At 51.9% G+C, this 21,949-nt stretch carries 22 protein-coding genes and 1 tRNA gene; 7 read left to right on the forward strand and 16 right to left on the reverse strand.

What is annotated here, in order from left to right; all coding sequences use genetic code 11:
- The first annotated feature begins 131 nt into the window (after positions 1 to 131).
- Positions 132 to 839, forward strand: a complete 708-nt coding sequence (locus WN16_RS23485; protein WP_003838201.1) for a DUF554 domain-containing protein — start codon at positions 132 to 134, stop codon at positions 837 to 839.
- 105 nt (positions 840 to 944) lie between these two features.
- Positions 945 to 1,020 (forward strand) — tRNA-Phe (locus WN16_RS23490).
- 109 nt (positions 1,021 to 1,129) lie between these two features.
- Here WN16_RS23490 and gss read toward each other — a convergent pair.
- Both gss and WN16_RS23500 read right to left on the reverse strand, forming a co-directional pair.
- The gene (gene gss / locus WN16_RS23495) at positions 1,130 to 2,989 is read right to left on the reverse strand and encodes a bifunctional glutathionylspermidine amidase/synthase (protein WP_003838200.1); all 1,860 of its coding nucleotides are present in this window, start codon (positions 2,987 to 2,989) and stop codon (positions 1,130 to 1,132) included.
- Between the two features lie 153 nt (positions 2,990 to 3,142).
- Positions 3,143 to 5,431, reverse strand: a complete 2,289-nt coding sequence (locus WN16_RS23500; RefSeq protein ID WP_088169073.1) for an FdhF/YdeP family oxidoreductase — start codon at positions 5,429 to 5,431, stop codon at positions 3,143 to 3,145.
- Between the two features lie 217 nt (positions 5,432 to 5,648).
- Here WN16_RS23500 and yghU point away from each other — a divergent pair, with 217 nt between their 5' ends.
- Positions 5,649 to 6,515 (forward strand): glutathione-dependent disulfide-bond oxidoreductase, encoded by an 867-nt coding sequence (gene yghU, locus WN16_RS23505; protein WP_016150976.1) that lies wholly within the window; start codon positions 5,649 to 5,651, stop codon positions 6,513 to 6,515.
- Between the two features lie 95 nt (positions 6,516 to 6,610).
- Here the strand turns inward: yghU and hybG are convergent, their stop codons facing one another.
- The 11 genes from hybG to yghX all read right to left on the reverse strand — a co-directional run bounded on the left by hybG (position 6,611) and on the right by yghX (position 16,478).
- Positions 6,611 to 6,859 (reverse strand): hydrogenase maturation factor HybG, encoded by a 249-nt coding sequence (hybG, locus tag WN16_RS23510; protein ID WP_003024459.1) that lies wholly within the window; start codon positions 6,857 to 6,859, stop codon positions 6,611 to 6,613.
- A gap of 30 nt (positions 6,860 to 6,889) precedes the next feature.
- Positions 6,890 to 7,231 (reverse strand): hydrogenase maturation nickel metallochaperone HypA, encoded by a 342-nt coding sequence (gene hypA, locus WN16_RS23515; RefSeq protein ID WP_003024462.1) that lies wholly within the window; start codon positions 7,229 to 7,231, stop codon positions 6,890 to 6,892.
- Positions 7,224 to 7,712 (reverse strand): hydrogenase-2 assembly chaperone, encoded by a 489-nt coding sequence (hybE, locus tag WN16_RS23520; RefSeq protein ID WP_003024465.1) that lies wholly within the window; start codon positions 7,710 to 7,712, stop codon positions 7,224 to 7,226. The genes hypA and hybE overlap by 8 nt, the downstream gene beginning before the upstream one ends.
- A complete protein-coding gene (locus tag WN16_RS23525) occupies positions 7,705 to 8,199 on the reverse strand; it encodes a HyaD/HybD family hydrogenase maturation endopeptidase (RefSeq protein ID WP_003024473.1) in 495 nt (164 codons plus the stop codon). Before WN16_RS23525 ends, hybE begins: the two co-directional genes overlap by 8 nt.
- Complete coding sequence (hybC, locus tag WN16_RS23530) at positions 8,199 to 9,902, reverse strand: hydrogenase 2 large subunit (RefSeq protein WP_003024476.1); 1,704 nt, start codon at positions 9,900 to 9,902, stop codon at positions 8,199 to 8,201. The genes WN16_RS23525 and hybC overlap by 1 nt, the downstream gene beginning before the upstream one ends.
- Positions 9,899 to 11,077 carry a Ni/Fe-hydrogenase cytochrome b subunit gene (hybB, locus tag WN16_RS23535; RefSeq protein WP_103790827.1) on the reverse strand — a complete coding sequence of 393 codons (1,179 nt, stop codon included), beginning with the start codon at positions 11,075 to 11,077 and terminating at the stop codon, positions 9,899 to 9,901. The genes hybC and hybB overlap by 4 nt, the downstream gene beginning before the upstream one ends.
- Positions 11,067 to 12,053, reverse strand: a complete 987-nt coding sequence (gene hybA, locus WN16_RS23540) for a hydrogenase 2 operon protein HybA (protein WP_003828357.1) — start codon at positions 12,051 to 12,053, stop codon at positions 11,067 to 11,069. The genes hybB and hybA overlap by 11 nt, the downstream gene beginning before the upstream one ends.
- A 2-nt stretch (positions 12,054 to 12,055) precedes the next feature.
- Entirely contained in the window at positions 12,056 to 13,174 is a 1,119-nt protein-coding gene (gene hybO, locus WN16_RS23545; RefSeq protein WP_003024486.1) for a hydrogenase 2 small subunit, read from the reverse strand.
- A gap of 188 nt (positions 13,175 to 13,362) precedes the next feature.
- Positions 13,363 to 13,650: a DUF2623 family protein gene (locus tag WN16_RS23550; RefSeq protein WP_003838189.1), complete on the reverse strand. Its 288-nt coding sequence runs from the start codon at positions 13,648 to 13,650 to the stop codon at positions 13,363 to 13,365.
- 84 nt (positions 13,651 to 13,734) lie between these two features.
- Positions 13,735 to 15,375 (reverse strand): methyl-accepting chemotaxis protein, encoded by a 1,641-nt coding sequence (locus WN16_RS23555; RefSeq protein WP_044700857.1) that lies wholly within the window; start codon positions 15,373 to 15,375, stop codon positions 13,735 to 13,737.
- Positions 15,376 to 15,590: 215 nt separating this feature from the next.
- Positions 15,591 to 16,478 carry a YghX family hydrolase gene (gene yghX, locus WN16_RS23560; protein ID WP_032937394.1) on the reverse strand — a complete coding sequence of 296 codons (888 nt, stop codon included), beginning with the start codon at positions 16,476 to 16,478 and terminating at the stop codon, positions 15,591 to 15,593.
- 155 nt (positions 16,479 to 16,633) lie between these two features.
- On the opposite strand from yghX, the gene WN16_RS23565 reads away from it, so the two are divergent.
- Positions 16,634 to 17,674 (forward strand): aldo/keto reductase, encoded by a 1,041-nt coding sequence (locus WN16_RS23565; protein WP_044700859.1) that lies wholly within the window; start codon positions 16,634 to 16,636, stop codon positions 17,672 to 17,674.
- A 70-nt stretch (positions 17,675 to 17,744) separates the two neighbouring features.
- Here the strand turns inward: WN16_RS23565 and WN16_RS23570 are convergent, their stop codons facing one another.
- Positions 17,745 to 18,248, reverse strand: a complete 504-nt coding sequence (locus WN16_RS23570; protein WP_003024499.1) for a hypothetical protein — start codon at positions 18,246 to 18,248, stop codon at positions 17,745 to 17,747.
- Between the two features lie 104 nt (positions 18,249 to 18,352).
- Between WN16_RS23570 and WN16_RS23575 the strand changes: the two genes are divergently transcribed.
- Both WN16_RS23575 and WN16_RS23580 read left to right on the forward strand, forming a co-directional pair.
- Positions 18,353 to 18,757: a hypothetical protein gene (locus WN16_RS23575; protein ID WP_044700861.1), complete on the forward strand. Its 405-nt coding sequence runs from the start codon at positions 18,353 to 18,355 to the stop codon at positions 18,755 to 18,757.
- 1 nt (position 18,758) lies between these two features.
- The gene (locus WN16_RS23580; RefSeq protein WP_003838178.1) at positions 18,759 to 19,166 is read left to right on the forward strand and encodes a hypothetical protein; all 408 of its coding nucleotides are present in this window, start codon (positions 18,759 to 18,761) and stop codon (positions 19,164 to 19,166) included.
- 77 nt (positions 19,167 to 19,243) lie between these two features.
- Here the strand turns inward: WN16_RS23580 and exbD are convergent, their stop codons facing one another.
- Together exbD and exbB are read right to left on the reverse strand one after the other, a co-directional pair.
- Positions 19,244 to 19,669 (reverse strand): TonB system transport protein ExbD, encoded by a 426-nt coding sequence (exbD, locus tag WN16_RS23585; RefSeq protein ID WP_003024505.1) that lies wholly within the window; start codon positions 19,667 to 19,669, stop codon positions 19,244 to 19,246.
- Between the two features lie 6 nt (positions 19,670 to 19,675).
- Positions 19,676 to 20,410 carry a tol-pal system-associated acyl-CoA thioesterase gene (exbB, locus tag WN16_RS23590; protein ID WP_003024507.1) on the reverse strand — a complete coding sequence of 245 codons (735 nt, stop codon included), beginning with the start codon at positions 20,408 to 20,410 and terminating at the stop codon, positions 19,676 to 19,678.
- 250 nt (positions 20,411 to 20,660) lie between these two features.
- Between exbB and metC the strand changes: the two genes are divergently transcribed.
- Positions 20,661 to 21,848: a cystathionine beta-lyase gene (gene metC, locus WN16_RS23595; RefSeq protein WP_003024509.1), complete on the forward strand. Its 1,188-nt coding sequence runs from the start codon at positions 20,661 to 20,663 to the stop codon at positions 21,846 to 21,848.
- Positions 21,849 to 21,949 lie beyond the last annotated feature (101 nt).

Here is a 21,949-nt window from a genome sequence, read left to right on the forward strand (position 1 = left end):
CTGTGCTTAAACCTCACAGATAAACAAGCATTTCGTCTGAAAATAGCGGCATAATAATGCAATCTGAAACATAATTTCACCCAAACAGTTGCCTTTAGCATCAAGACGATAATGGGTATGCAGGAGCAAACGTGGTAATCGGACCCTTTATTAATGCCAGCGCCATTTTATTAGGCGGTGTTCTCGGCGCGCTGCTCAGTCAGCACTTACCCGAACGTATTCGGATCTCAATGACCTCAATATTCGGGTTGTGCTCGTTGGGAATTGGTATCTTGTTGGTTATCAAATGCGTTAACTTGCCGGTGATGGTTCTGGCGACACTGATCGGTGCATTAATTGGCGAATTCTGCCATCTGGAAAAAGGAATCAATGCCGCGGTTGCCAAAGCGCAACAGCTTTTCACCAAATCGGATGCCAATGCAACACACGAATCCTTTATCCAAAGCTATGTGGCGATCATCGTGTTGTTTTGCGCCAGCGGGACCGGGATATTCGGGGCGATCCATGAAGGGATGACCGGCGATCCTAATATTTTAATCGCCAAGTCATTTCTCGATTTCTTCACCGCTATTATCTTCGCCTGCTCGCTAGGGATCGCCGTATCTGCCATTTTCATACCGATGCTGGCAATTCAGTTGACGCTTGCCACCTGTGCGGCTCTGATTTTACCGCTGACAACCCCAGCCATGATGGCCGATTTCAGCGCTGTAGGCGGACTGTTGCTACTTGCAACCGGTTTGCGGATTTGTGGCATCAAAATGTTTGCGGTGGTGAATATGCTTCCTGCCCTTCTACTGGCAATGCCGCTTTCCGCAGCGTGGACGGCTTTTTTTGCCTGAGAATGCGTGCAATAGCAACAATGTGGTGATAGATTGTGCAGTCTGCATTGATTTGAAGAAATTTCGTTGACGAAACGAAGTGAATCGGGTTTAATGCGCCTCGTTGCCCGGATAGCTCAGTCGGTAGAGCAGGGGATTGAAAATCCCCGTGTCCTTGGTTCGATTCCGAGTCCGGGCACCACTATTCAAAGAACCCGCCCAAAAGGCGGGTTTTTGCTTTGGAGTATTTCTAAAATTATTCCCATCAAATAACCCCGTGGTAGTAACATCACCACCACAGGGGGTTGCGATTATTCCTTCACCACAATCAGCGGTTCGATATCGCTCTCTTTTTTAATCACCAGTGATTCGTCGCCGCGCAGGCAGGTACCGCCGTAGTTACCGCCTACGGTGAAGGTACAAACCTGAATATATTTACCGGCAATGTTTGGCAAACACCAAAGCTGCTGATAAATGTTCTTCTGCTCGGCAAACTTACCGCTGGTTTTATCCAGTAGCTCTTCCTGATGGCTCACCAGATCGATGTTGCTGCCACAACGTCCTGCAATGGGTTTCACCGCATAACCGGTTTGTGCCAGCTCTTCATTAACAGTGAAATCGGTATCAAGCAGATAGCGGTGGTGCGGGAAAAGCTGCCAGAGGATTGGCAATATCGCTTTGTTGCCTGGGATCACCGTCCACAGAGGTTCGAAGACCAGCACTTCCGGGCGCAGCAACACGTCGATTAAACGCACTTCCTGATTCGTATGCCCGGTACGAATTGGTACCGCGGCGTACTCCGTTTCGCTGACCTCTCGCACCTGCTCAATCGCGGTTTCCCACGCCCAGGTTTTCCAGACACAGTTCACCAGGCGGCCGTCACCGTCAATCAGTTGACCGGCATCATCCCAACGTAGCTCATCGAGGCCACGCAGAATTTTGCTGTCAAACCCGGCCTGACGCAGCGCCTGCTGCATAAACTGCGCGTGATAGTTTTCTTCGATATCCTTATCCTGCATGATGTGGACAAACGGACGTGCGCGGCTGTGCTTCCAGGCACCCGCCAGTTCGTTGATCAACCCTTCAGCCGGGTTGTGTCCCTGCCCTGTGTAGCCACGCTCGGCCCATCTTTCGAGAATCAAGCCAGCTTCGGTATGGCACGAGGCGGAATCGGCGTTGTACTCATACACCTTCAGTCCACGTTCATCCATACAGAAATCCATACGACCCGTAATCATATGATGCCGACGACGCTGCCAGGAAAGGCGCAAGCGCGGCCAGAGGATTTTCGGAATATCGAACAGTGCCAGCAAGTTATCGTCTTTCAGCACCTTGTCGGTCGCGTGCAAGTACATCAGGTGCAGCTCGTTAGTGGCTTTGATCAGCTCCTGCTCGGCACTTTCGGTAATGGTGAAGTACTGATGCGGATCCTGATTAATCACATGCCCATTCGCCAGCACGTAGGCTTTTTGCAGCGGATCCTGTTCATCCAGCCATTTACCGTCAAACTGCCCGTTATCTTCCAGTCGTGCGCCGCCAATTTTCAGTGAGTCACTGGCGATCTCCGGCTGCGGCAGGCTGTAACGAGTATCCTCGGTCTGGATCATCCAGCCAAGGATGGTGGTGTCGTCAAAGGTATCCCGCAGAGTGTAGCAACCGTTTTCAACCACCATCTCCAGCTCGCGGGTCCACTGCTGTCCGGGAGGCAGCGGCGTATGGAGCACGTTCTGTTCGGCAATACGGATTTTGTTTTCCAGCAACTGGGTAACGACCGCCACATGCCCGGTATCTTTAAATTCGCCGCCTTTTTGCCAGATAAGCAACGCGCCTGCTACCGGTGCGCGGGGTGAACCATTGGGAAATGCCTGTAACGGCAGGATATTGTCGTTCACCACTTCGCGCAGGAAGCGTAAGGAGAAGATCTCCCAGGCCATGCCTACATCGGTGAAGACCACACCATAGTTAAGGAAGAGAAAGCGGCGTGCGAACTCTACGCACTGCCATTTGTGGCCCATGTATTCGTCGTCGATATAGCTGCGAAATGCCGCATCATCGTCGTAGTCCCGCGGGTCGAGGGAGCTGTAATCTGAAGAGTAGATTGCTACGCCACCTGGGGCGTAGCCCAATAATGTCCCGAATGGGGCATCCTGACTGGTCGTTCCTTTGCTCATGCACCTTACCTCAAAACAATACAGCCTGAGCAGGTTGGCGTGAATTTTTCGCTCTGATTACCTGCTCTGCGACACTAACCGGACAGAGGTCGACATCATCATACACCTCAACGCAGCGGCTGGCGCTCAGAGGCGAAAAATTCACAACAGGAACTACACCTGAGTAAGGATTACCGGTACGCTTTTATAGGCCGGAGTCAAACTTTGTGTATCCACCGCGTCCAACGAGAGCAGGACATTCGCTTCAGGTAGATACGCGCCAATTGAGCCCGCCGCCATGTTGTAAATCACCACCGTTAAACCGTACATGATGCGATCCGCGCAGGGCTGACCGTTGTCGTCCAGCGCCTGAACGTTGACCACATCACCCTGGCTCAGACCGCGGCTCATCGCTTCTTCAGCGCTTAAAAACACCACATCCCGACGGCCGGTAATGCCACGATAGCGATCGTTCATACCATAAATCGTGGTGTTGTACTGATCGTGGCTGCGTAGCGTCGCCAGCACAAGCGCAGCAGCAGGCTGGTTCTCCCGCTCTACCGCCCGCTGATGGCTGACGATAAAGTTGGCTTTGCCATTCTCCGTTCGCCATTCACGGCGCGAAGCAGGCGTATCCATACGAAACCCGCCCGGTTCAGCAATACGGGCGTTGTAGTCGTGGAACGCCGGGATCACGGCTTCAATGGCATTACGGATCAGCGCGTAGTCCCCGGTCAACGCTTCCCAGTTTACCGGCGAAAGCGGCAGCGTTGCGCGCGCCATGCCCGCCACAATCGCAGGCTCGGATTTTAGCCAGCGGGAAGCCGGCTTCAGCGCGCCACAGGACGCGTGGACCATCGACATCGAGTCTTCGACGGTCACAGACTGAATGCCCGTAGCTTGCAGATCGCGCTCGGTTCTACCCAACGCGGGGAGCAAATAGTTGTGTTTTGCCAGCAGCAGGTGCGATCTGTTCAGTTTGGTCGCCACATGGACCTGCAGATCCAGATTTTTCATCGCCGCAAAGGTACGCTGCGGCTGGGGCATCGCCACCGCCAGATTGCCACCCATGCAGATGAGTGCTTTTGCATCGCCCCGCTCGATGGCCCGAATACTCTCCACGCTGGAACGACCATGTTTGCGCGGAACACGGATAGAAAAATACGTCTCAAGGCGTTGCAGGAAATCTTCGGACGCCGCTTCGTTGAACCCCACAGAACGATCGCCCTGCACATTAGAATGACCGCGCAACGGGCAGATCCCCGCCCCAGGCTTACCTATATTGCCTTTCAGCAGCAGCAGGTTTACCAGTTGCTGGACGTTCTCAGTGCCGTTTTTATGCTGGGTGATGCCCAGGCCGTAACAAACAATCGTGGCGCGGGATTTACTGTAACTGTGCGCCAGATCTTCCATCTGACTGCGCGTCAGACCCGAGTCCTGTTCCAGCTCCGCCCAGCTACGCTGGCGTAAGTCATCATACAACGCGGCATATCCAGCGGTATGCTCTTCGATAAACGCATGATCGAGCGTCGGCTGCTGATCCAATAAGATCCGCGCTTCGTCCATTTCGATTAGCGCTTTCATGATGCCTTTGAGCAGCGAAGCGTCACCGCCAATTTTTACCTGGTAGTAGTCGTTGCTCAGCGCCGTCGCCTGACCAGTGAACATCTCTTTCGCGCTTTGCGGGAAGCTAAAGCGCTCAAGCCCCCTTTCGTTCAGCGGATTAATGGAGATAATTTTAGCCCCGCGTTTGGCAACGTCGCGTAAGGTGGTCAGCATGCGCGGATGGTTAGTGCCAGGGTTATGCCCGATACAAATCACCAGATCGCAGTGGTCAAAGTCCTCAAGTTCAACGGTTCCTTTTCCAAGGCCAATGGCCGGCGTTAGCCCTGCGCTGGTCGATCCGTGACACATGTTTGAGCAATCAGGGAAGTTGCTGCTGCCATATTCGCGGGCAAACAGCTGATACAAGAACGCTGCCTCATTTGACGTTCTGCCGGAGGTGTAAAACTCAACCTGTTGTGCTGAATCATAGCTGCGCAGACGCTCGCCGATCTCCTGGAAGGCGATATCCCAATCCACCGCCTGCCAGGTATCTGATGCGGCATCGTATTTCATTGGATGCGTCAAACGACCAATGTTTTCCAGCTCATAATCGCTGTAATGCCAGAGTGTAGAAACCGGATGACGGCTGAAAAATTCCGGTGACGCTTTCTTGTTGGTTGTCTCCCAGGAGACCGCCTTAACGCCATTTTCGCACAGCTCCATCGGTGCCCGATGGCCAGGGTCCGGCCATGCACAGCCCGGACAGTCGAATCCTTTCACCTGGTTCATTTTAAACATCGCGATAATGTCGCGGGCGACAGCCTTTTGCGAAAACAGCGAAGCAGTGACGGCTTTTACCGCGCCCCACCCACCCGCCGGGCCCTGATAACCGCTTACTCCTGGAACACCCTTTTTCATTATTACTGCTTATTCACCGCCAATTTTTGATGGCGAATACGGTAGCAATTTCCGTGCAACAATGATTTCCTCTTCATGGAGTACGGGCCAGGTACAATGAACGGGTTAGATTTATCTTCCCCTTTCAGCACAAAACGGCATAAAGTCCCAATCTGTTAAATTCAGTTCTACCTGGCTGCTACACTGCATCAAACAACCACTCAGAAGGCAGGTCACTATGTCAGACAATACCTATCAGCCCGCGAAAGTCTGGACGTGGGAAAAATCGAACGGCGGCGCATTCGCCAATATCAACCGCCCTGTTTCCGGCGCTACACACGAGAAAACGCTGCCGGTTGGCAAGCATCCGCTGCAGCTCTATTCGCTGGGTACGCCAAACGGGCAGAAAGTGACGATTATGCTGGAGGAGTTGCTGGCGCAGGGCGTGAAGGGCGCGGAATACGATGCCTGGATTATCCGCATCGGCGATGGAGATCAGTTTTCCAGCGGCTTTGTTGAGGTGAATCCGAACTCGAAGATCCCGGCACTGCGTGACCACTCGCAAAACCCACCGGTTCGCGTATTTGAATCTGGCGCAATCCTACTCTATCTGGCGGAAAAATATGGTTATTTCTTGCCGCAGGATTTGGCAAAACGTACTGAAACGCTAAACTGGTTGTTCTGGTTACAGGGTGCTGCCCCGTTCCTTGGCGGTGGCTTTGGTCACTTCTATAATTATGCGCCGGTTAAAATTGAATACGCGATTAATCGCTTCACCATGGAAGCCAAGCGCTTACTTGACGTGTTGGATAAACAGTTAGCGCAGCATCAGTTTGTCGCCGGAGATGAATACACCATTGCCGATATGGCAGTCTGGCCGTGGTTTGGCAATGTGGTTCTGGGTAACGTGTACGACGCGGCAGAGTTCCTTGATGCAGGAAGCTACAAGCACGTGCAGCGCTGGGCAAAAGAGATTGCGGCACGTCCGGCGGTTAAGCGTGGTCGTATTGTGAACCGCACCAACGGACCTCTGAACGAGCAGCTTCATGAACGCCATGAAGCCAGCGACTTCGATACCAATACCGAAGATAAGCGCCAGGCTTAAAATGCCTGATGGCGACGCCGGGGCGTCTTATCAGGCCTACAAAGATGTCATGCCGTAGGTCGGATAAGGCGTTTGCGCCGCCATCCGGCATAAAATCACGCGCTGGTGACGTCGTACTCCATACGGCGAAGTGCGTCTAACGTGGCTTTAGCTTCATCTTCATCAATGATGCTCATGGCGAACCCTACGTGCACCAGCACCCATTGCCCGACCAGCTCAGCCGTATCACCTTCACAAATCAGGGCAATATTGACATCACGTTTGATGCCGCACACTTCAACCTGCGCAAGCTGGTGAATATCTTCACCAACGGCCAGAACCTGACCAGGGACTCCAATACACATATCTGACTCCGCCCCATAGCAACCTATGGGTTATTCGACTTCAATACTTTTCACTTTCAGTGAATCGCCCGCATCAACTCGCAGACGATCCCCCTGACAATGTGGACACTGCGCATCATGCTGGGTGATTTCCACAACCTGACTGCAATCCCAGCACCATGCCTGGGCTGGCTTGTAATCAATATGCAGCTCACACCCTTGCGCCAGCGTCCCCTGACAGACGATGTCGAAACTGAAACGCACGGCGCTCTCTTCAACGCAGGAGAGCGCCCCGATTTCCAGCCAAACGCCGGTTACACGTTTGACACCGTGCTGCTCTGCCTGCTGTTGAACAATCTCAACCGCGCTCTGACAAAGGGACAGCTCATGCATTTTCGCAGTTCCGACGACCCAGCAGCAGCGCGCGGCGATTGAGCTGCGGCGCATTTGGATCGCTCACCGGCAGCGATAACAGCATTCGCGCACAATCGTCAGTCAGGCGCACACCTTCTTGCGCAGACATGCTGTGCGAAAGCGGCGACATCAGTGAACAGGAAAGGTATTGTGATACGCCCTCCAGTTCACCAACGGTAAAGGTCATCTCGCCATACGGCAGACGCAGCCCGATTTTTTCGCTGACTTTACGTACCGGCCAGACCTGGTCTGGTCCAGGGAAAATCAGTGCGCTGAGCATCCAGGGTGTGATAACACACCCCGTCCACTGCCCTTCAAACAGCGTAAAATCAGAGACATATACCGGCATATTCGGATGCAAGAAAGAGAGATCGTGCATCGAACGCCGGGCAACCTCTTCAAACGCTGCCTGAATCTGCATCTTCGGGGCCGTCTGAAAACCGACAAACTCCTCAGACATGAGCCGCCTCCCGAGGGATCGCTTCAACACCTGATTCGCGAAGCGCAGCAAGAACCTGCTCAAGCGCAGGTTCAATCATCGCTTCGACCGTTGGCGTTAGCCCGATATGCGGCTCCAGTGATTCCGGAATAATGCCGACTAACGTCAGCTTTTTCGGAAACTCGCCGGTGAAACGCAGGGCCGACAAAACGTCGGCCAGGCCAAGCTGGTGCGGTGAGATTTTGTTGGTAAACAGCGCCGGGATCTCTTCATCCCGCAGGACCATCATCGTTCCTGGCGTGTTTTTCTTCGACACAATGGCGTCAGCAATGATCAGATGATCTCTGTTCGCCATATCGCCGAGAAGCTCCATCCCAGCCGTACCACCGTCCAGAACATCAACAAAGTCTGGCAGGATGTACCGTTGCTCTAATGCCTCAACGATACGTACTCCGATGGCTTCGTCGGTCAGCAAAATATTGCCGACCCCTAAGACTAATATCCGCATTACAGAACCTTAACTGAGACCACTTCGTTCCCGTCAACGTCCACCACATGCACCGCACATGACATACAAGGATCGAAGGAGTGAATGGTACGAACCACTTCCAGCGGTTTGTTTGGATCGGCAATCGGCGTACCTACCAGCGAGCGCTCATACGGTCCCACTTCATCATTAAAGTTACGTGGGCCAGAGTTCCAGGTTGACGGTACAACCGCCTGGTAGTTGCTGATAATGCCATCTTTAATCACCATCCAGTGAGACAGCATACCGCGTGGCGCTTCGAGGAAACCAACACCTTTGAATTCGCCCGTTGCCGGAATATCCGGTTTCACGAAGGTGGTGTGGTCGCCTTTACCGATGTTCACGATCAGCGCGTTGTACTGATCCTGCAGAACGTTCTGCAGTTCACAGCAGTGAACGGTACGGCCAATAATACGACCCAGCGTAGAGTGCAGCTGAGACACTTCGATAGTTTTACCGGTCAGCTTGGTGTAAATCGCGATGATTTCATTCAGCTTGGCATGAGTAGACTCGCGTTTGGCCGCCAGTTTACACAGCATGTTGGCCAGCGGACCCACTTCAACCGTTTTACCATAGAAGGTCGGTGCTTTAACCCAGGAGTACTTGCCGTCATCTGACCAACCGGTGTAATCAGGAACCGTTGTGCCTTCCCACGGAGCCTGCGGCGCTTCGTCTTTGTACCACGCGTGTTTCGCACTCTCCTGAATCCCTTTGATCAGGTACTCATCGGAGTGAGAGGTGATCGGACGATAGGTCGACAGATCTTCATTAGTAATGTAACCACCCGGGAACAGGAAGCTGCCGTTTTTACCATCAGTCGGGAATTCCGGCGCACTCAGGTAGTTAACCGCGCCCTGACCACGTTCCAGCCATTCAGGGTAGAACGCAGCAATGACTGCGGTATCAACCTTGTAAACCTGCTCAACGAAGTCGCTCAGCTTATCAATGAATGACTTGATGTACATCAGGCGTTCAAGGTTCAGCACGCCAAGACCGTCGAGGTTAATCGGGTTAGCAACCCCACCTACCGCCAGGTTCTGGATGTGCGGCGTTTTACCGCCCAACAGCGCCACAACGCGGTTGGCATCACGCTGGCATTCCAGCGCCTGGAGATAGTGAGCGACCGCAATCAGGTTCACTTCCGGCGGCAGTTGCATTGCCGGGTGACCCCAGCAACCGTTAGCAAAAATGCCTAACTGACCGCTGGCAACAAGATCTTTGATCTTGTTCTGAACCTTGGTGAACTCTTCTGCGCTGTTCAGGTGCCAGGAGGACACGCCGTTCAGCATGGCAGATGCTTTCGCTGGGTCAGCTTTCAGGGCAGAGGTGATATCCACCCAGTCCAGCGCAGACAGCTGATAGAAGTGAACAATGTGGTCATGCGTGGTGTGCGCGGCCAGAATGATGTTACGGATATACTGTGCGTTCACCGGAACATCAATATTCAGCGCACTTTCTGCTGCACGAACGGAAGAGATAGCGTGAGTGGTCGTACAAACGCCACAGATACGCTGCACAATCATCCAGGCATCGCGCGGATCGCGGTTTTTCACGATCTCTTCCATGCCGCGCCACATGGTGCCGGAAGCCCATGCTTTAGATACCACGCCATTTTCGATTTCGCAGTCGATGCGTAAATGACCCTCAATACGGGTTACCGGATCAATAGTAATTCTCTGGCTCATGCTTTGCTCGCCTCATGACGATTTTGATCGTTTTGTTTTAAAGGAGGAAGTATCGGCAGTAGACGAATGAGTACGATGTATGCACAAATCTCAATAGCCACAAAACCAATAGAAATCAACAGTTCTTCCCAGGTCGGGAAGTAGTGGTAGCCACCACCAGGATTGAACGCCACCAGCGAATAGGACAGACGCCATGTTGCACAACCCAGCAATGCGCTCAGCGCAGACAGATACAGCATGCGCGAATCATTACGCAGCTTAGTGACGCGCAGCACCACCAGCGGGAAGACCATCAGCACGACCTCAAGCCAGAACATGGCTGAGTAGAAATCGCCTGCAAACGCATACGACAGCTTGTCGCGATAGATCAGTTCGCCAAAGCGCAGAACCACGAAAATCGCCAGCAGCACGCTGATGGTGTTCGTCAGCTTGATGAACAAACTTTTCTCGTCCGGACCGTTACCTTTCAGACCCGCTTGTACCAGTGAGCCTTCAAAGATGACGATCGAGAAGCCCATAATAAAGGCGGTTAATACCGAGAAAAGCGGCAACATTTCATAAGCTTGCCAAAGCGGATGCACCTTATAACCCGCAGAAATCATCAATGAACCCATTGAAGACTGGTGCATGGTTGGCAGCAGCGCGCCGAGAGCAATAACAAAGAACATCACTTTATTCAAACGCTTGAGAGAAACTTTCCACCCCAGACGTTCAAACAGAGCCGGAGCAAATTCCAGCGCCATGATGCCGATATAGATGGTCATACAGACCGCCGTTTCGAACAGTACCGAATTCACGTTGAAGTGGCCCGGAATGTAGAAATACGGCAGGTTCCAGTAACGACCGACGTCGATGGTGATTGACAGACCACCCAGCGAGTAGCCAAACAGGCTCGCCAACAGCGCCGGACGTACCAGCGGATGGTATTGTCCTCTGTTGAAAACATACACCGCCCACGCCAGCGCCCAACCACCGCACGCAAAGCCAGTACCAATCAACAGGTCAAACGCGATCCATACACCCCATGGGAAACCGCCGTTCAGATCGGAGACTGAGCTCAGTCCGAAGACCAGACGTTTCACGATCAGGAGCATACACAGGACGATAAGCGGCCCAAAAATAATGACCGGTTTGCTGATTATTTTTCCGCCCAACGGTTTAGGATCATGACTCATGATCGTCTCCTCCATCGTGATGGTCGTTTTTCGTGTTACGACGAACCAGCACGGTTAAGCCCGCCAGCGCAGCCAGGGGTAATATCATGCCCTTGTACAGGGAATGTTGAACATGTTCGGAACGCGCACCAGTTGAAAGATCATCCAGCTTCGGCAGATCCAAATCCTCGTAAGGAACACCCGTCAGCACCATAACCTGTGTACCACCACCTTCTTTCTCACCGTACAGGTGTGGGTAGTACTTCGGTACCGTATGCAGATAGGTATCGCCTGCTTTCACCGTTTGACGCGGATAGTGGTATTCGCTGCCAGGCTTCAGCGCGAGACGTTTTTTCGCCTCAGCCATCAACTCTTCACGGGTACCAAAAATCACCGCACCGGCTGGGCACACTTCAACACAACCCGGCAAACCGCCTTTGTCCAGACGCTCAACGCCTTTCTGGTTACACAGTTCACATTTGTGAAGCGCACCAAACGGGTTGTTGTAGTCGTACTTAGGCACGTTGTACGGGCAGGCGACCATGCAGTAACGACAGCCCGTGCAGACGTCTTTGTCATAATGGACGATGCCGGTTTTCGGATCTTTCTTCAGCGCGGAGACCGGGCAAACGGAAACGCAGTTCGGATCAACACAGTGCATGCACTGTTTCTTGATGTATGCGTAGCCATTTTCTTCCTGGTCTTTGTTCACGCCTGTTCCGCTACGCCACACCTGGATGATGTTATTGGTATACGGAGACAGTTTGTCGTTGTTCGACCAGGTTTGCTCGCCTTCCGGGTTACGGGCCGGGAAGTTGATATCCTGACACTTGGTGACACAGGCCTGGCAGCCTACGCACAGCGTCGAGTCATAGAGCATCCCAAGAGAACCCGGGATCGGCGGACGGTTTTCTGCAGCCGCATGACTGATGGACGGCGCTGCGCCCAACAGCAATGCCCCGCTGGAGGCTGCTTTAATAAAGTTACGTCTGTTCACGGTTATTCTCCCCGTGAGTCAGCGTTATCTTTCTTTTGCTGACGCCCCAGTTCACGTACCGCCATCACGCTGACGCCGGCAACCAGTCCTACTACGCCACCCAGCAGTCCAATCGCTCCGGCAGATACATTACCGCCTTCTTTCATATTGACGTCAGGCTTCTCGGAACGCGGCGTTTGGTTTTCCACATGAGCAAGCTGGTGAATACCTTTATGGAAACCGACGCCTTCTTCGTTACAGCCGTAGCAAGGGTGACCAATAGCCACCGGCCACACGCCGCCAACGTCGCAGAATTGCAGCGTTGAACAGTTGCCGTAGGTTTCTGGCCCTTTACAGCCCAGATGGTAGAGGCACCAACCTTCACGGTGGCCTTCATCGCCAAACTCTTTCGCAAAACGACCAGCATCGAAGTGCGGGCGACGTTCGCAGTGCTCGTGAATCAAACGGCCATAGGCGAATGTCGGACGGTTTTTGGTATCCAGCTTCGGCGGCTTACCGTAAGTGATGATATGCGCGACCGTTGCGAGGAAGTTATGCGGGTTCGGCGGACAGCCGGGGATGTTGATGATGGTTTTGCCTGGCAGAACTTCTTGCAGGCCGACGGCACCCGTTGGGTTAACGCCAGCGGCAGCAACACCACCCCACGCGGCGCAAGAGCCGATGGCAATGATAGCGGCTGCGCCCTCTGCGGCCCGGCGGATGTGATCCACGATCGGCTCACCGGCAACCATGCAGTAAATACCATTATCTTTCAGTGGGATAGATCCATCTACTACCAGAACATATTGCCCTTTGTACTTCTCCAGAGCGTTATGTTTGTTCTCTTCAACCTGATGGCCGAAGGCGGCAGAGAGCACCTCATGGTATTCCAGAGAGATTGTCTCCAGAACGAGGTTTTCCACTGTAGGGTGTGTCGCGCGAAGCAGCGATTCAGTACAACCCGTACACTCCTGGGCACCAATCCAGATAACCGGTGGGCGCTGAGGACGAGAAACTGATTCGGCCATTTCTGCGGCGGCTTTGCTACTGAGCCCCATGGTAGCGGCCAGTGCTGCACAAAGCTTCATGAAATCACGGCGATTAATGCCGCTCGAATTGATGAGAGAGTTATCTCCAGTCATTTTATAGTTATTCCGTTGCGAAGACCTGGCTTTTATTTTGCACCATTCGCATGTTGCATATTGCGATCGGCGCGCCATTACCACACTTTTTATATGGTTATGTGCATTATAATACTTCGACGGAGCAACAAAACGAAGGCGTAGGTCAATAGTGTAATTAATTAAAGCAAGATAATACCCCTTTCGGATCAAGCTTCGAGTCGATAGCCAGCCATGAAAAAACGAATTGTTGTACTGGATTGATTCTCTCTAAAGAAATCCATAACCATCTCTTTATCCAGTCCATAGCGACGCGTGAGGATGCCCGCTTCCCACGCGCTAAGCTGTCGATCGCCCGTTTTTTCAAACATGCGATGTGAAAATCCCAACACAAAACCACGCTTATAATCCGCACAAAAATTCGCCACTGAGCGTGCGCTGTCCGCACTTGAGGCGTTTAATCCGGCCATCAGGCCTTTTCCAAAATGGTTGTCCATGCATAACCTCCAATCGCTATATAATAAATTATATAGCGATTTTTTGAGCAAAAACCAGAGGTATCACGAACTTTTTATGCCAGCTTAAAAGGACACCCATTCATCCGTTTTAGCTGCCGCAGACGTTTTGTTGTCTGCTGAAGGGGAAGCAGTATTAGCAGCGGCGTATTGCACATCATTCGCTGAGAGGCGGAACTGTTGCACCGAGCGTTGCAGTTCCTCTGTTTGGCGTTCCAACGCCACGGCAGCGGCGGAGACTTGCTCTACCAATGCAGCGTTCTGTTGCGTTACGCTGTCCATCTGCGTGATCGCCACGCTCACCTGCGAGATGCCCTTATTCTGTTCTTCCGAGGCTGAGGCAATTTGCTTCATGATGACCGTCACTTCGGTGGCACCGCGCAGAATTGCCTCCATGGTTAATCCCGTTTCTTTAACCAGACGAGCCCCCTGGTCGACACGACGCGATGACTCGCCAATTAGCGTCTCAATCTCTTTCGCCGCTCCGGCGCTGCGACTGGCAAGGTTGCGTACTTCACCGGCAACGACGGCAAAACCGCGCCCCTGCTCGCCTGCCCTGGCAGCTTCAACTGCGGCGTTCAGCGCCAGAATATTGGTCTGGAAAGCAATACTATTAATAACTGACGTGATTTCCGCGATCTGTTTAGAGCTGGCGGCAATACCATCCATCGTCTCAACCACTTCTGAAACCAGCGTGCTCCCTTTACCTGCCGTTTCTGTGGCCGTATCGGCAAGCTGGCTGGCTTCACGCGCATTTTCAGCGTTCAGTTTTACCGTTGCGGTCAGTTGCTCCATGCTGGCAGCGGTCTCTTCCAGCGCCGCGGCCTGCTCTTCAGTACGTGAGGAGAGATCGTTATTACCGGTGGAAATTTCCGTCGCCCCTCGCCAGATGTTGTCACTACCTGAACGGATGGTACTGACGGCTTCGCGCAGGCTGTCCTGCATCGCGCACAGTAACGGCACCAGTTGGCCCACACAGTTACGACCAAAATCTTCAATGGGATGGCTGAGATCGCCCTGCGCAATCTGCTGGAACTGCTGGCGAATACGTCCCAGCGGTTTCACCATCATGGCGACGAGGTAACGGTCGGTAAAGAACAGTAGGGCAATACCGAGGATAACGGCAGTAATAATTAACGTCCGGATGATAGACGTTTTGCCATCGACCATCACGCGGGTGGTATCGAGCCGCTCTCCTGCCGTGGCGTTAAAACGTTCGGCACTGGCGCCAAATTCACGGCTCAGCGCTGGCGTTATGGTACTGGCATGTTCCGCAAAGGCCGTGAGCGTGCCCTGCTTTGCCAACTGCATTTGCGGGATCACGCCATTGTCCAGCAGCGCCTGCCACTTCGTCAGTACCGCCGCGGCAACTTCCGGATCCATGGGGCCTGGAGACAATGTTTTCATCTCCTGGAGTTTTTTACTCATATTCTCCAGGGACTGCTGCGCCGGCGCAAAATCAGGCGTTCCGCCGCTCATTTTGACATCCATGGCGCGACTTAAGCGCGTTACGAAGCGAAAGTACTGATCGTTACCCTGACTGAGAACCGTCATCTGATGGACAAGATGGCGGTCAATATCATTGCCTTCAGATATTTTTGATAACGAATGAAGACTGAATAAACCCACGCCCGACCAGAGCAGGCAGAAAAGTCCCAGTATTGCCAACATGACAATACGAATAGTGAAGTTTTTCAGCAGACGCATAATAATTTCCTTGCCGTTGATGAGGAATTCGCCATCAGGCGATACTTATCCTTGTTATCGGCAGGCAGTAGAGAAGATATAATGCGTTCTTTATTTTTTTACTTTCTTAAGTACATCCACTATCTCTCCACCCTATATCACTATGAATGCTAATGAAATTAGGTAGCATTATTATTCAGGTAATTAATTAAAAGCATTAAATAATCTATTGTTTTCTATCGCAAATATTTATCAAACCACGCAAGGGTACGTTCCCAGGCTAATTCAGCGGTAGCTTTATCATAACGAGGGGTAGAATCATTGTGAAAGCCATGATTAACACCGGGGTAGATATATGCTTCATAGACTTTCTTATTCGCCTTTAGCGCCGCTTCATATGCAGGCCATCCCTCATTAATTCGGGTATCTAATTGCGCATAGTGCAGTAATAAAGGCGCGCTTATTTTAGGGACATCTGATGCAGGAACCTGACGCCCATAAAAAGGCACCGCGCAGGCCAGTTCAGGGAAAGCCACAGCTGCGGCATTCGACACACCACCACCATAGCAAAATCCGGTGATACCTACCTTTCCCGTCGTCCCTGAATAATGCTGCATAAATTCAATGGCGGCAAAAAAGTCGTTCATTAACTTTACGGGGTCAACCTGCTGCTGCAATTCCCGACCTTTATCATCATTGCCTGGGTATCCCCCTACCGAACTTAACCCATCAGGCGCGAGTGCCATAAAGCCCGCCTTCGCCACCCGTCGCGCCACATCTTCAATATACGGATTCAGCCCACGATTCTCATGCACTACCACCACCGCCGGAACTTTCCGCGTCACCTTCGTTGGTTTAACCAAATACCCCCGCACATCACCATGACCTTCAGGCGAGGGATAGGTAATATATTCCGCCAGAATATCGGGATCGGTAAATTCTACCTGCATTGCGAGAGCGTAGTTGGGTTTCAATAAATTGAATAAGGCCAATGCCGTCATGCCACCCACTGCATATTTCGCTGCCATATTGAGAAACTCGCGTTTCGTTATTTTGCCATGAGCGTAATAGTCATAGTAGTCGAGCAGTTCTTGCGGAAAATCTTTGGCAGTCAAACGCGGCATCGTCGCACTCCTGATTGATGTTTTTTTAAGCAAAGCACAGTGACCTGTTTTTGCCCAGTTTTTCATCTCAGTGTGACCTGGTGAACGGGATATTCACCGTGAACCCGCTAGAATAGAAACGTTGTTTCGAAATTCACCTGCACTAAGGAGATCTCATGGCCTGGTTTGCCAATCCTGAACGTTACGAACAGATGCTCTATCGCTACTGTGGGCGCAGCGGTTTGCGCTTACCCGCGCTATCGCTGGGTTTATGGCACAGTTTTGGGCACGTTCAGGCGCTGGATTCACAGCGAGCCCTGTTGCGTAAAGCATTTGATTTAGGCATCACGCATTTTGATTTAGCCAATAACTATGGGCCGCCACCAGGCAGCGCAGAAGAGAATTTTGGCCGATTACTGCGCGAGGATTTTGCACACTATCGCGATGAACTGATTATCTCCACCAAGGCAGGCTATGACATGTGGCCAGGGCCATACGGTTCTGGCGGTTCGCGCAAATACCTGCTCGCCAGCCTCGATCAGAGCCTGAAACGCATGGGCCTCGACTATGTCGATATCTTCTACTCACACCGCGTCGACGAAAATACGCCAATGGAAGAGACCGCCTCAGCCCTGACCCACGCCGTACAGAGCGGCAAAGCGCTGTATGTCGGCATCTCATCCTATTCGCCAGAGCGTACGCAGAAAATGGCCGAGCTGATGCGGGAATGGAAAATTCCCCTGCTGATCCACCAACCTTCTTACAACCTGCTTAACCGCTGGGTAGACAGCAGCGGCCTGCTGGATACGCTGGAATCCAATGGCATGGGCTGCATCGCCTTTACGCCACTGGCTCAGGGACTGCTGACGGGGAAATACCTCAACGGCATTCCGGAAGGTTCACGCATGCAGCGTGAAGGGAAAAAAGTTCGTGGGCTGACGGAAAATATGCTGACGGAAGAGAATCTTAACAGCCTGCGGTTGCTCAATGAGATGGCGCAACAGCGTGGACAGTCGATGGCACAAATGGCCTTAAGCTGGCTGCTAAAAGACAACCGGGTGACTTCGGTATTAATTGGCGCCAGTCGACCGGAGCAACTGGAGGAAAACGTTCAGGCGTTGGCGAACCTGACGTTCAGCACCGAAGAACTGGCGCAGATCGATAAGCACGTCGCGGACGGTAAGCTGAACCTGTGGCAGGCCTCATCTGACAAATAGCCGTATGTAACATCGTGCCGGGTGACAGCGTTAGCCTCCCCGGCACGTAATACGGGCCAAACAGTCCCCTTCACACCTCTTCCGCTTTGATCTCCGGGCGTTGATACTCCGGCCACACCAGCGCGACAAGCGCGGGATAAGCCTCCAGGCTGAACTCCCTGAAACACTGACGCAGGTTGAGCACGTCCAGGTCGGCATGCGGGACCTTCTCACCGCTCAAACAGCGCTTTTTAATATTGTCGTAATATTTATACACCGCAGAGTTGAGATCGCTACAACGCCGCTGCGCATCAAATAATCCAGGTGTCTCATTCAACTCCACCATTGTCATCCGCTTGATCGTGGAGTGGATAAAATCGATATATTCGTGATTAACGCGCCAATACCAGACCGGCGTAATCGAATTCATCAATACCGAGAAATGGTCCTCGCCTTCTTCTTTACTCAGCATTTCCGGCTGGTTTTCAGAGTGCCCATTTTCGGCATGTCGGTTTTTATTTGCACTGCGCATTAACAAAAGTACCCCGCAGGTCAGCAATAGCAGGGTAATAACAGAATAAAATATACTGTTCATATACTGGCTCCATTTTTTTTGATTTTAAAATTACGCCATGCTATTGTCAACGCGGCCTGGTTTATTTAAAACAACATATCATTGGCATCAAAGGATATTTCAACATGCTTCCCGAGCATCTTGTTCCCTCGCACTTTCACTTATCCAGCCCCGCTACCAATACCAATCCCGTAGATAATAATGAAAATTTGACTCAGGGAAAGAGAACATTAAGCGATTACGAATCCGATATTTTGATTAGCTCAACGGCTACCGGTCAGTCACGAAATATGCTATTTGAAGAGTGCGACCGTCATTTAAAAGAGCGTCTGTTTCGTGCAGCAAAAATTGAGTCATTCTCTCGCCTTCTCAATTCACTACAAGCAGAAGGCGATATTAACGCACAAGAATTAAGTAAAATTTTGACTCAAAAAACAGCCATCATAAATGAACAGGGCAACAAAATTTGGCTTAATTTAATTACGCGTGAAACCAGCGACCCTATTTTTTATTCTTTGGAAGAGAAATAGAATGAAAGATGTTGAGGATAACAATGTTTATTTGGCTTTAGATAACCATAAAAGCGATGAGTTTGTCTTAAAGCAAAATTTAGCCGTGTTGATTGCCAATAAAAACGCGACGCTGGAAAGCGTTGCTCAGGAGATAGTCTCTATTCCCGCTGCACTGGTACGGATGAAATGGCAAAATCGGCGTGAAATTTACACGCTACAGGCTAAAGAAGAGATCTACGGTGCCGCGATCGAAGCCATTATGGAGCAGCAACCAGAACTGCGGGACAAAATCATGGCCCGACTGGAAAGCACCTACCAGCATATACTCGCGCGGGAAACAGCCACCTTACGCCTGACACGAAAGCTGTCTGAAGGGAACTACGAACCCACCAGGATAACCACGGTCGCGTTAGACGAGAACAGATAAGAACAGGTATGCGAGAGAGTTGAATCAGGAGATGCACGCCGGGTAAGGCGGCAACCATTACCCGGCAATGAGGAGGATTACTTCGCTTTCACAGTCTCTTCGCCAACCAGACCAATCTTCAGGAAGCCCGCCTGATGCAGCGTATCCATAACCTTCATCATGGTCTCATAATCAACGGTTTTATCTGCCCGGAAGAAAATGGTGGTGTCTTTCTTCCCATCTGTCAGTGCATTTAACTCGCTAATCATGGTGTCATCCGTCACCTGATTGTTGCCAATAAACATACTTTTATCGGCTTTAACAGACAGGTAAACCGGTTTTTCCGGACGCGGCTGCGGCGTGCTGGTGGAGGCAGGAAGATTCACTTTCACATCCACCGTTGCTAACGGTGCGGCCACCATAAAAATGATCAATAAAACCAACATAACGTCGATAAACGGCGTCACGTTGATTTCATGCATTTCACCGTTATCGTCCAGGTTTTCATTAAAGCTCATTGCCATGGAACATTATCCTACACGTAATTTCTGCGCTGCACGTACCGGATGCGCGGATGCGCTTGCGTTCAGGTCCAGATCGCGACTTTGCAGTAACAGCACCTGTGCCGCGACGTCACCCAGCATCGCTTTATAGCTGCCAATCTGACGTGCGAAAATGTTGTAGATAACAACCGCTGGAATTGCTGCGACCAGACCAATTGCGGTCGCTAACAGCGCTTCTGCGATACCCGGCGCAACAACGGCCAGGTTGGTCGTTTGAGTTTGTGCAATCCCGATGAAGCTATTCATGATGCCCCATACGGTACCGAACAGACCGACGAATGGAGAGATAGCCCCGATGGTGGCCAGGTATCCGTTACCACGTCCCATATGACGACCTACCGCCGCCACACGACGCTCCAGACGGAAGCCGGTACGCTCTTTAATGCCTTCGTTATCGTCACTGCCTTCTGACAGTTCCAGCTCGTTTTGCGCTTCGTTAATCAACTGTGCGCCCAGGCTTTTGCCATCGAATCCTGCGGCAATCTCACTTGCCTGATCTAAAGAGCGGGCTTCCGCCAGCAGTTGCTGTTCACGCTTAAGGCGGCGTTTCTGAGTAAAGAACTCAAGGCTCTTACTAAAGAAGATAGCCCAGGTGACCACTGACGCCAAAATCAGCCCAATCATCACGCACTTAACCACGATATCGGCGTGCTGATACATACCCCAGACGGAAAGATCCGTCTGCATCAAATTATTACCCACTCTGTATCTCCAGGACGCAAATCACAAAATCTGAGCGTAATGATATCAAAAAGACGTCGAATTGATAGTCGTTCTCATTACTATTTACATATTGCCGCACCTTTGGTTTCTTTTCCTTGCGCTTACGCAGTAAAAAAGTCACCAGAAGCATTTTGAGATTATTTTCTACTGTATGACCGTTCTGCAGGATGCGTCATCTTTGATTCATGGTAGTTTAGACATCCAGACGTATAAAAACAGGTAAGACAACATGGCAGATAAGCAACTTGAAACCAAGCTCGTTCACGCAGGACGCAGTAAAAAATACACGCTGGGCTCGGTAAATAGCGTGATCCAGCGCGCTTCTTCGCTGGTGTTTGACACCGTGGAGGCCAAAAAGCAGGCCACACACAACCGTGCCAACGGTGCGCTTTTCTATGGACGTCGCGGAACCCTGACGCATTTCTCTCTGCAGGAAGCGATGTGCGAACTGGAAGGCGGCGCGGGTTGCGCCTTGTTCCCTTGTGGTGCGGCTGCCGTTGCCAACACCATCCTCGCTTTTGTGGAGCAAGGCGATCATGTGCTGATGACCAATACCGCCTATGAACCCAGTCAGGATTTCTGCACCAAAATTCTCGGCAAGCTCGGCGTGTCCACCGGCTGGTTCGATCCGCTGATTGGCGCCGATATTGTGAAGCACATGCAGCCGAACACCAAAGTCGTATTTCTGGAGTCGCCCGGCTCTGTCACCATGGAAGTGCATGATGTTCCGGCAATTGTTGCCGCCGTCAGAAGCGTAGCACCTGACGCAATCATCATGATTGATAACACCTGGGCTGCCGGAGTGCTGTTCAAAGCGCTGGATTTTGGCATCGATATTTCTATTCAGGCAGGCACCAAATATCTGATTGGCCATTCCGACGGCATGGTCGGAACGGCGGTATCTAATGCCCGCTGCTGGGATCAACTTCGCGAAAATGCGTATCTGATGGGGCAAATGCTGGACGCCGATACCGCCTATATGACCAGTCGTGGGCTGCGTACGCTGAGTGTGCGCCTGCGTCAGCACCATGAAAGCAGCTTAAAGGTCGCCGAGTGGCTGGCCAGCCATCCGCAGGTCGCCCGTGTGAACCACCCGGCACTGCCCGGCAGTAAAGGGCATGAATTCTGGAAACGTGATTTCACCGGCAGCAGCGGCCTGTTCTCCTTTGTATTGAATAAGAAACTCAATAATGAGGAGCTGGCCGCGTATCTGGATCACTTCAGCCTGTTCAGCATGGCCTACTCTTGGGGCGGTTTTGAGTCGTTGATTCTCGCCAACCAGCCGGAACACATTGCGGCAATCCGTCCGCAAGGCGAGGTGGACTTCAGCGGAACGCTCATCCGTTTGCATATTGGTTTAGAGAATGTTGACGATCTGATTGCCGATTTGGCCGCAGGATTTGCCCGAATCGAGTAAAATTGCCACAGATGGACATATATGCAGACACTTCTGGTGGAAAAGTCTGCAATTGTTGCGTCCGGGATCAAGGCATCCCGGGCAATTCAGGAGTACAATCC

Source organism: Citrobacter sp. ABFQG (assembly GCF_004322975.1).
GTDB lineage: Bacteria > Pseudomonadota > Gammaproteobacteria > Enterobacterales > Enterobacteriaceae > Citrobacter > Citrobacter freundii.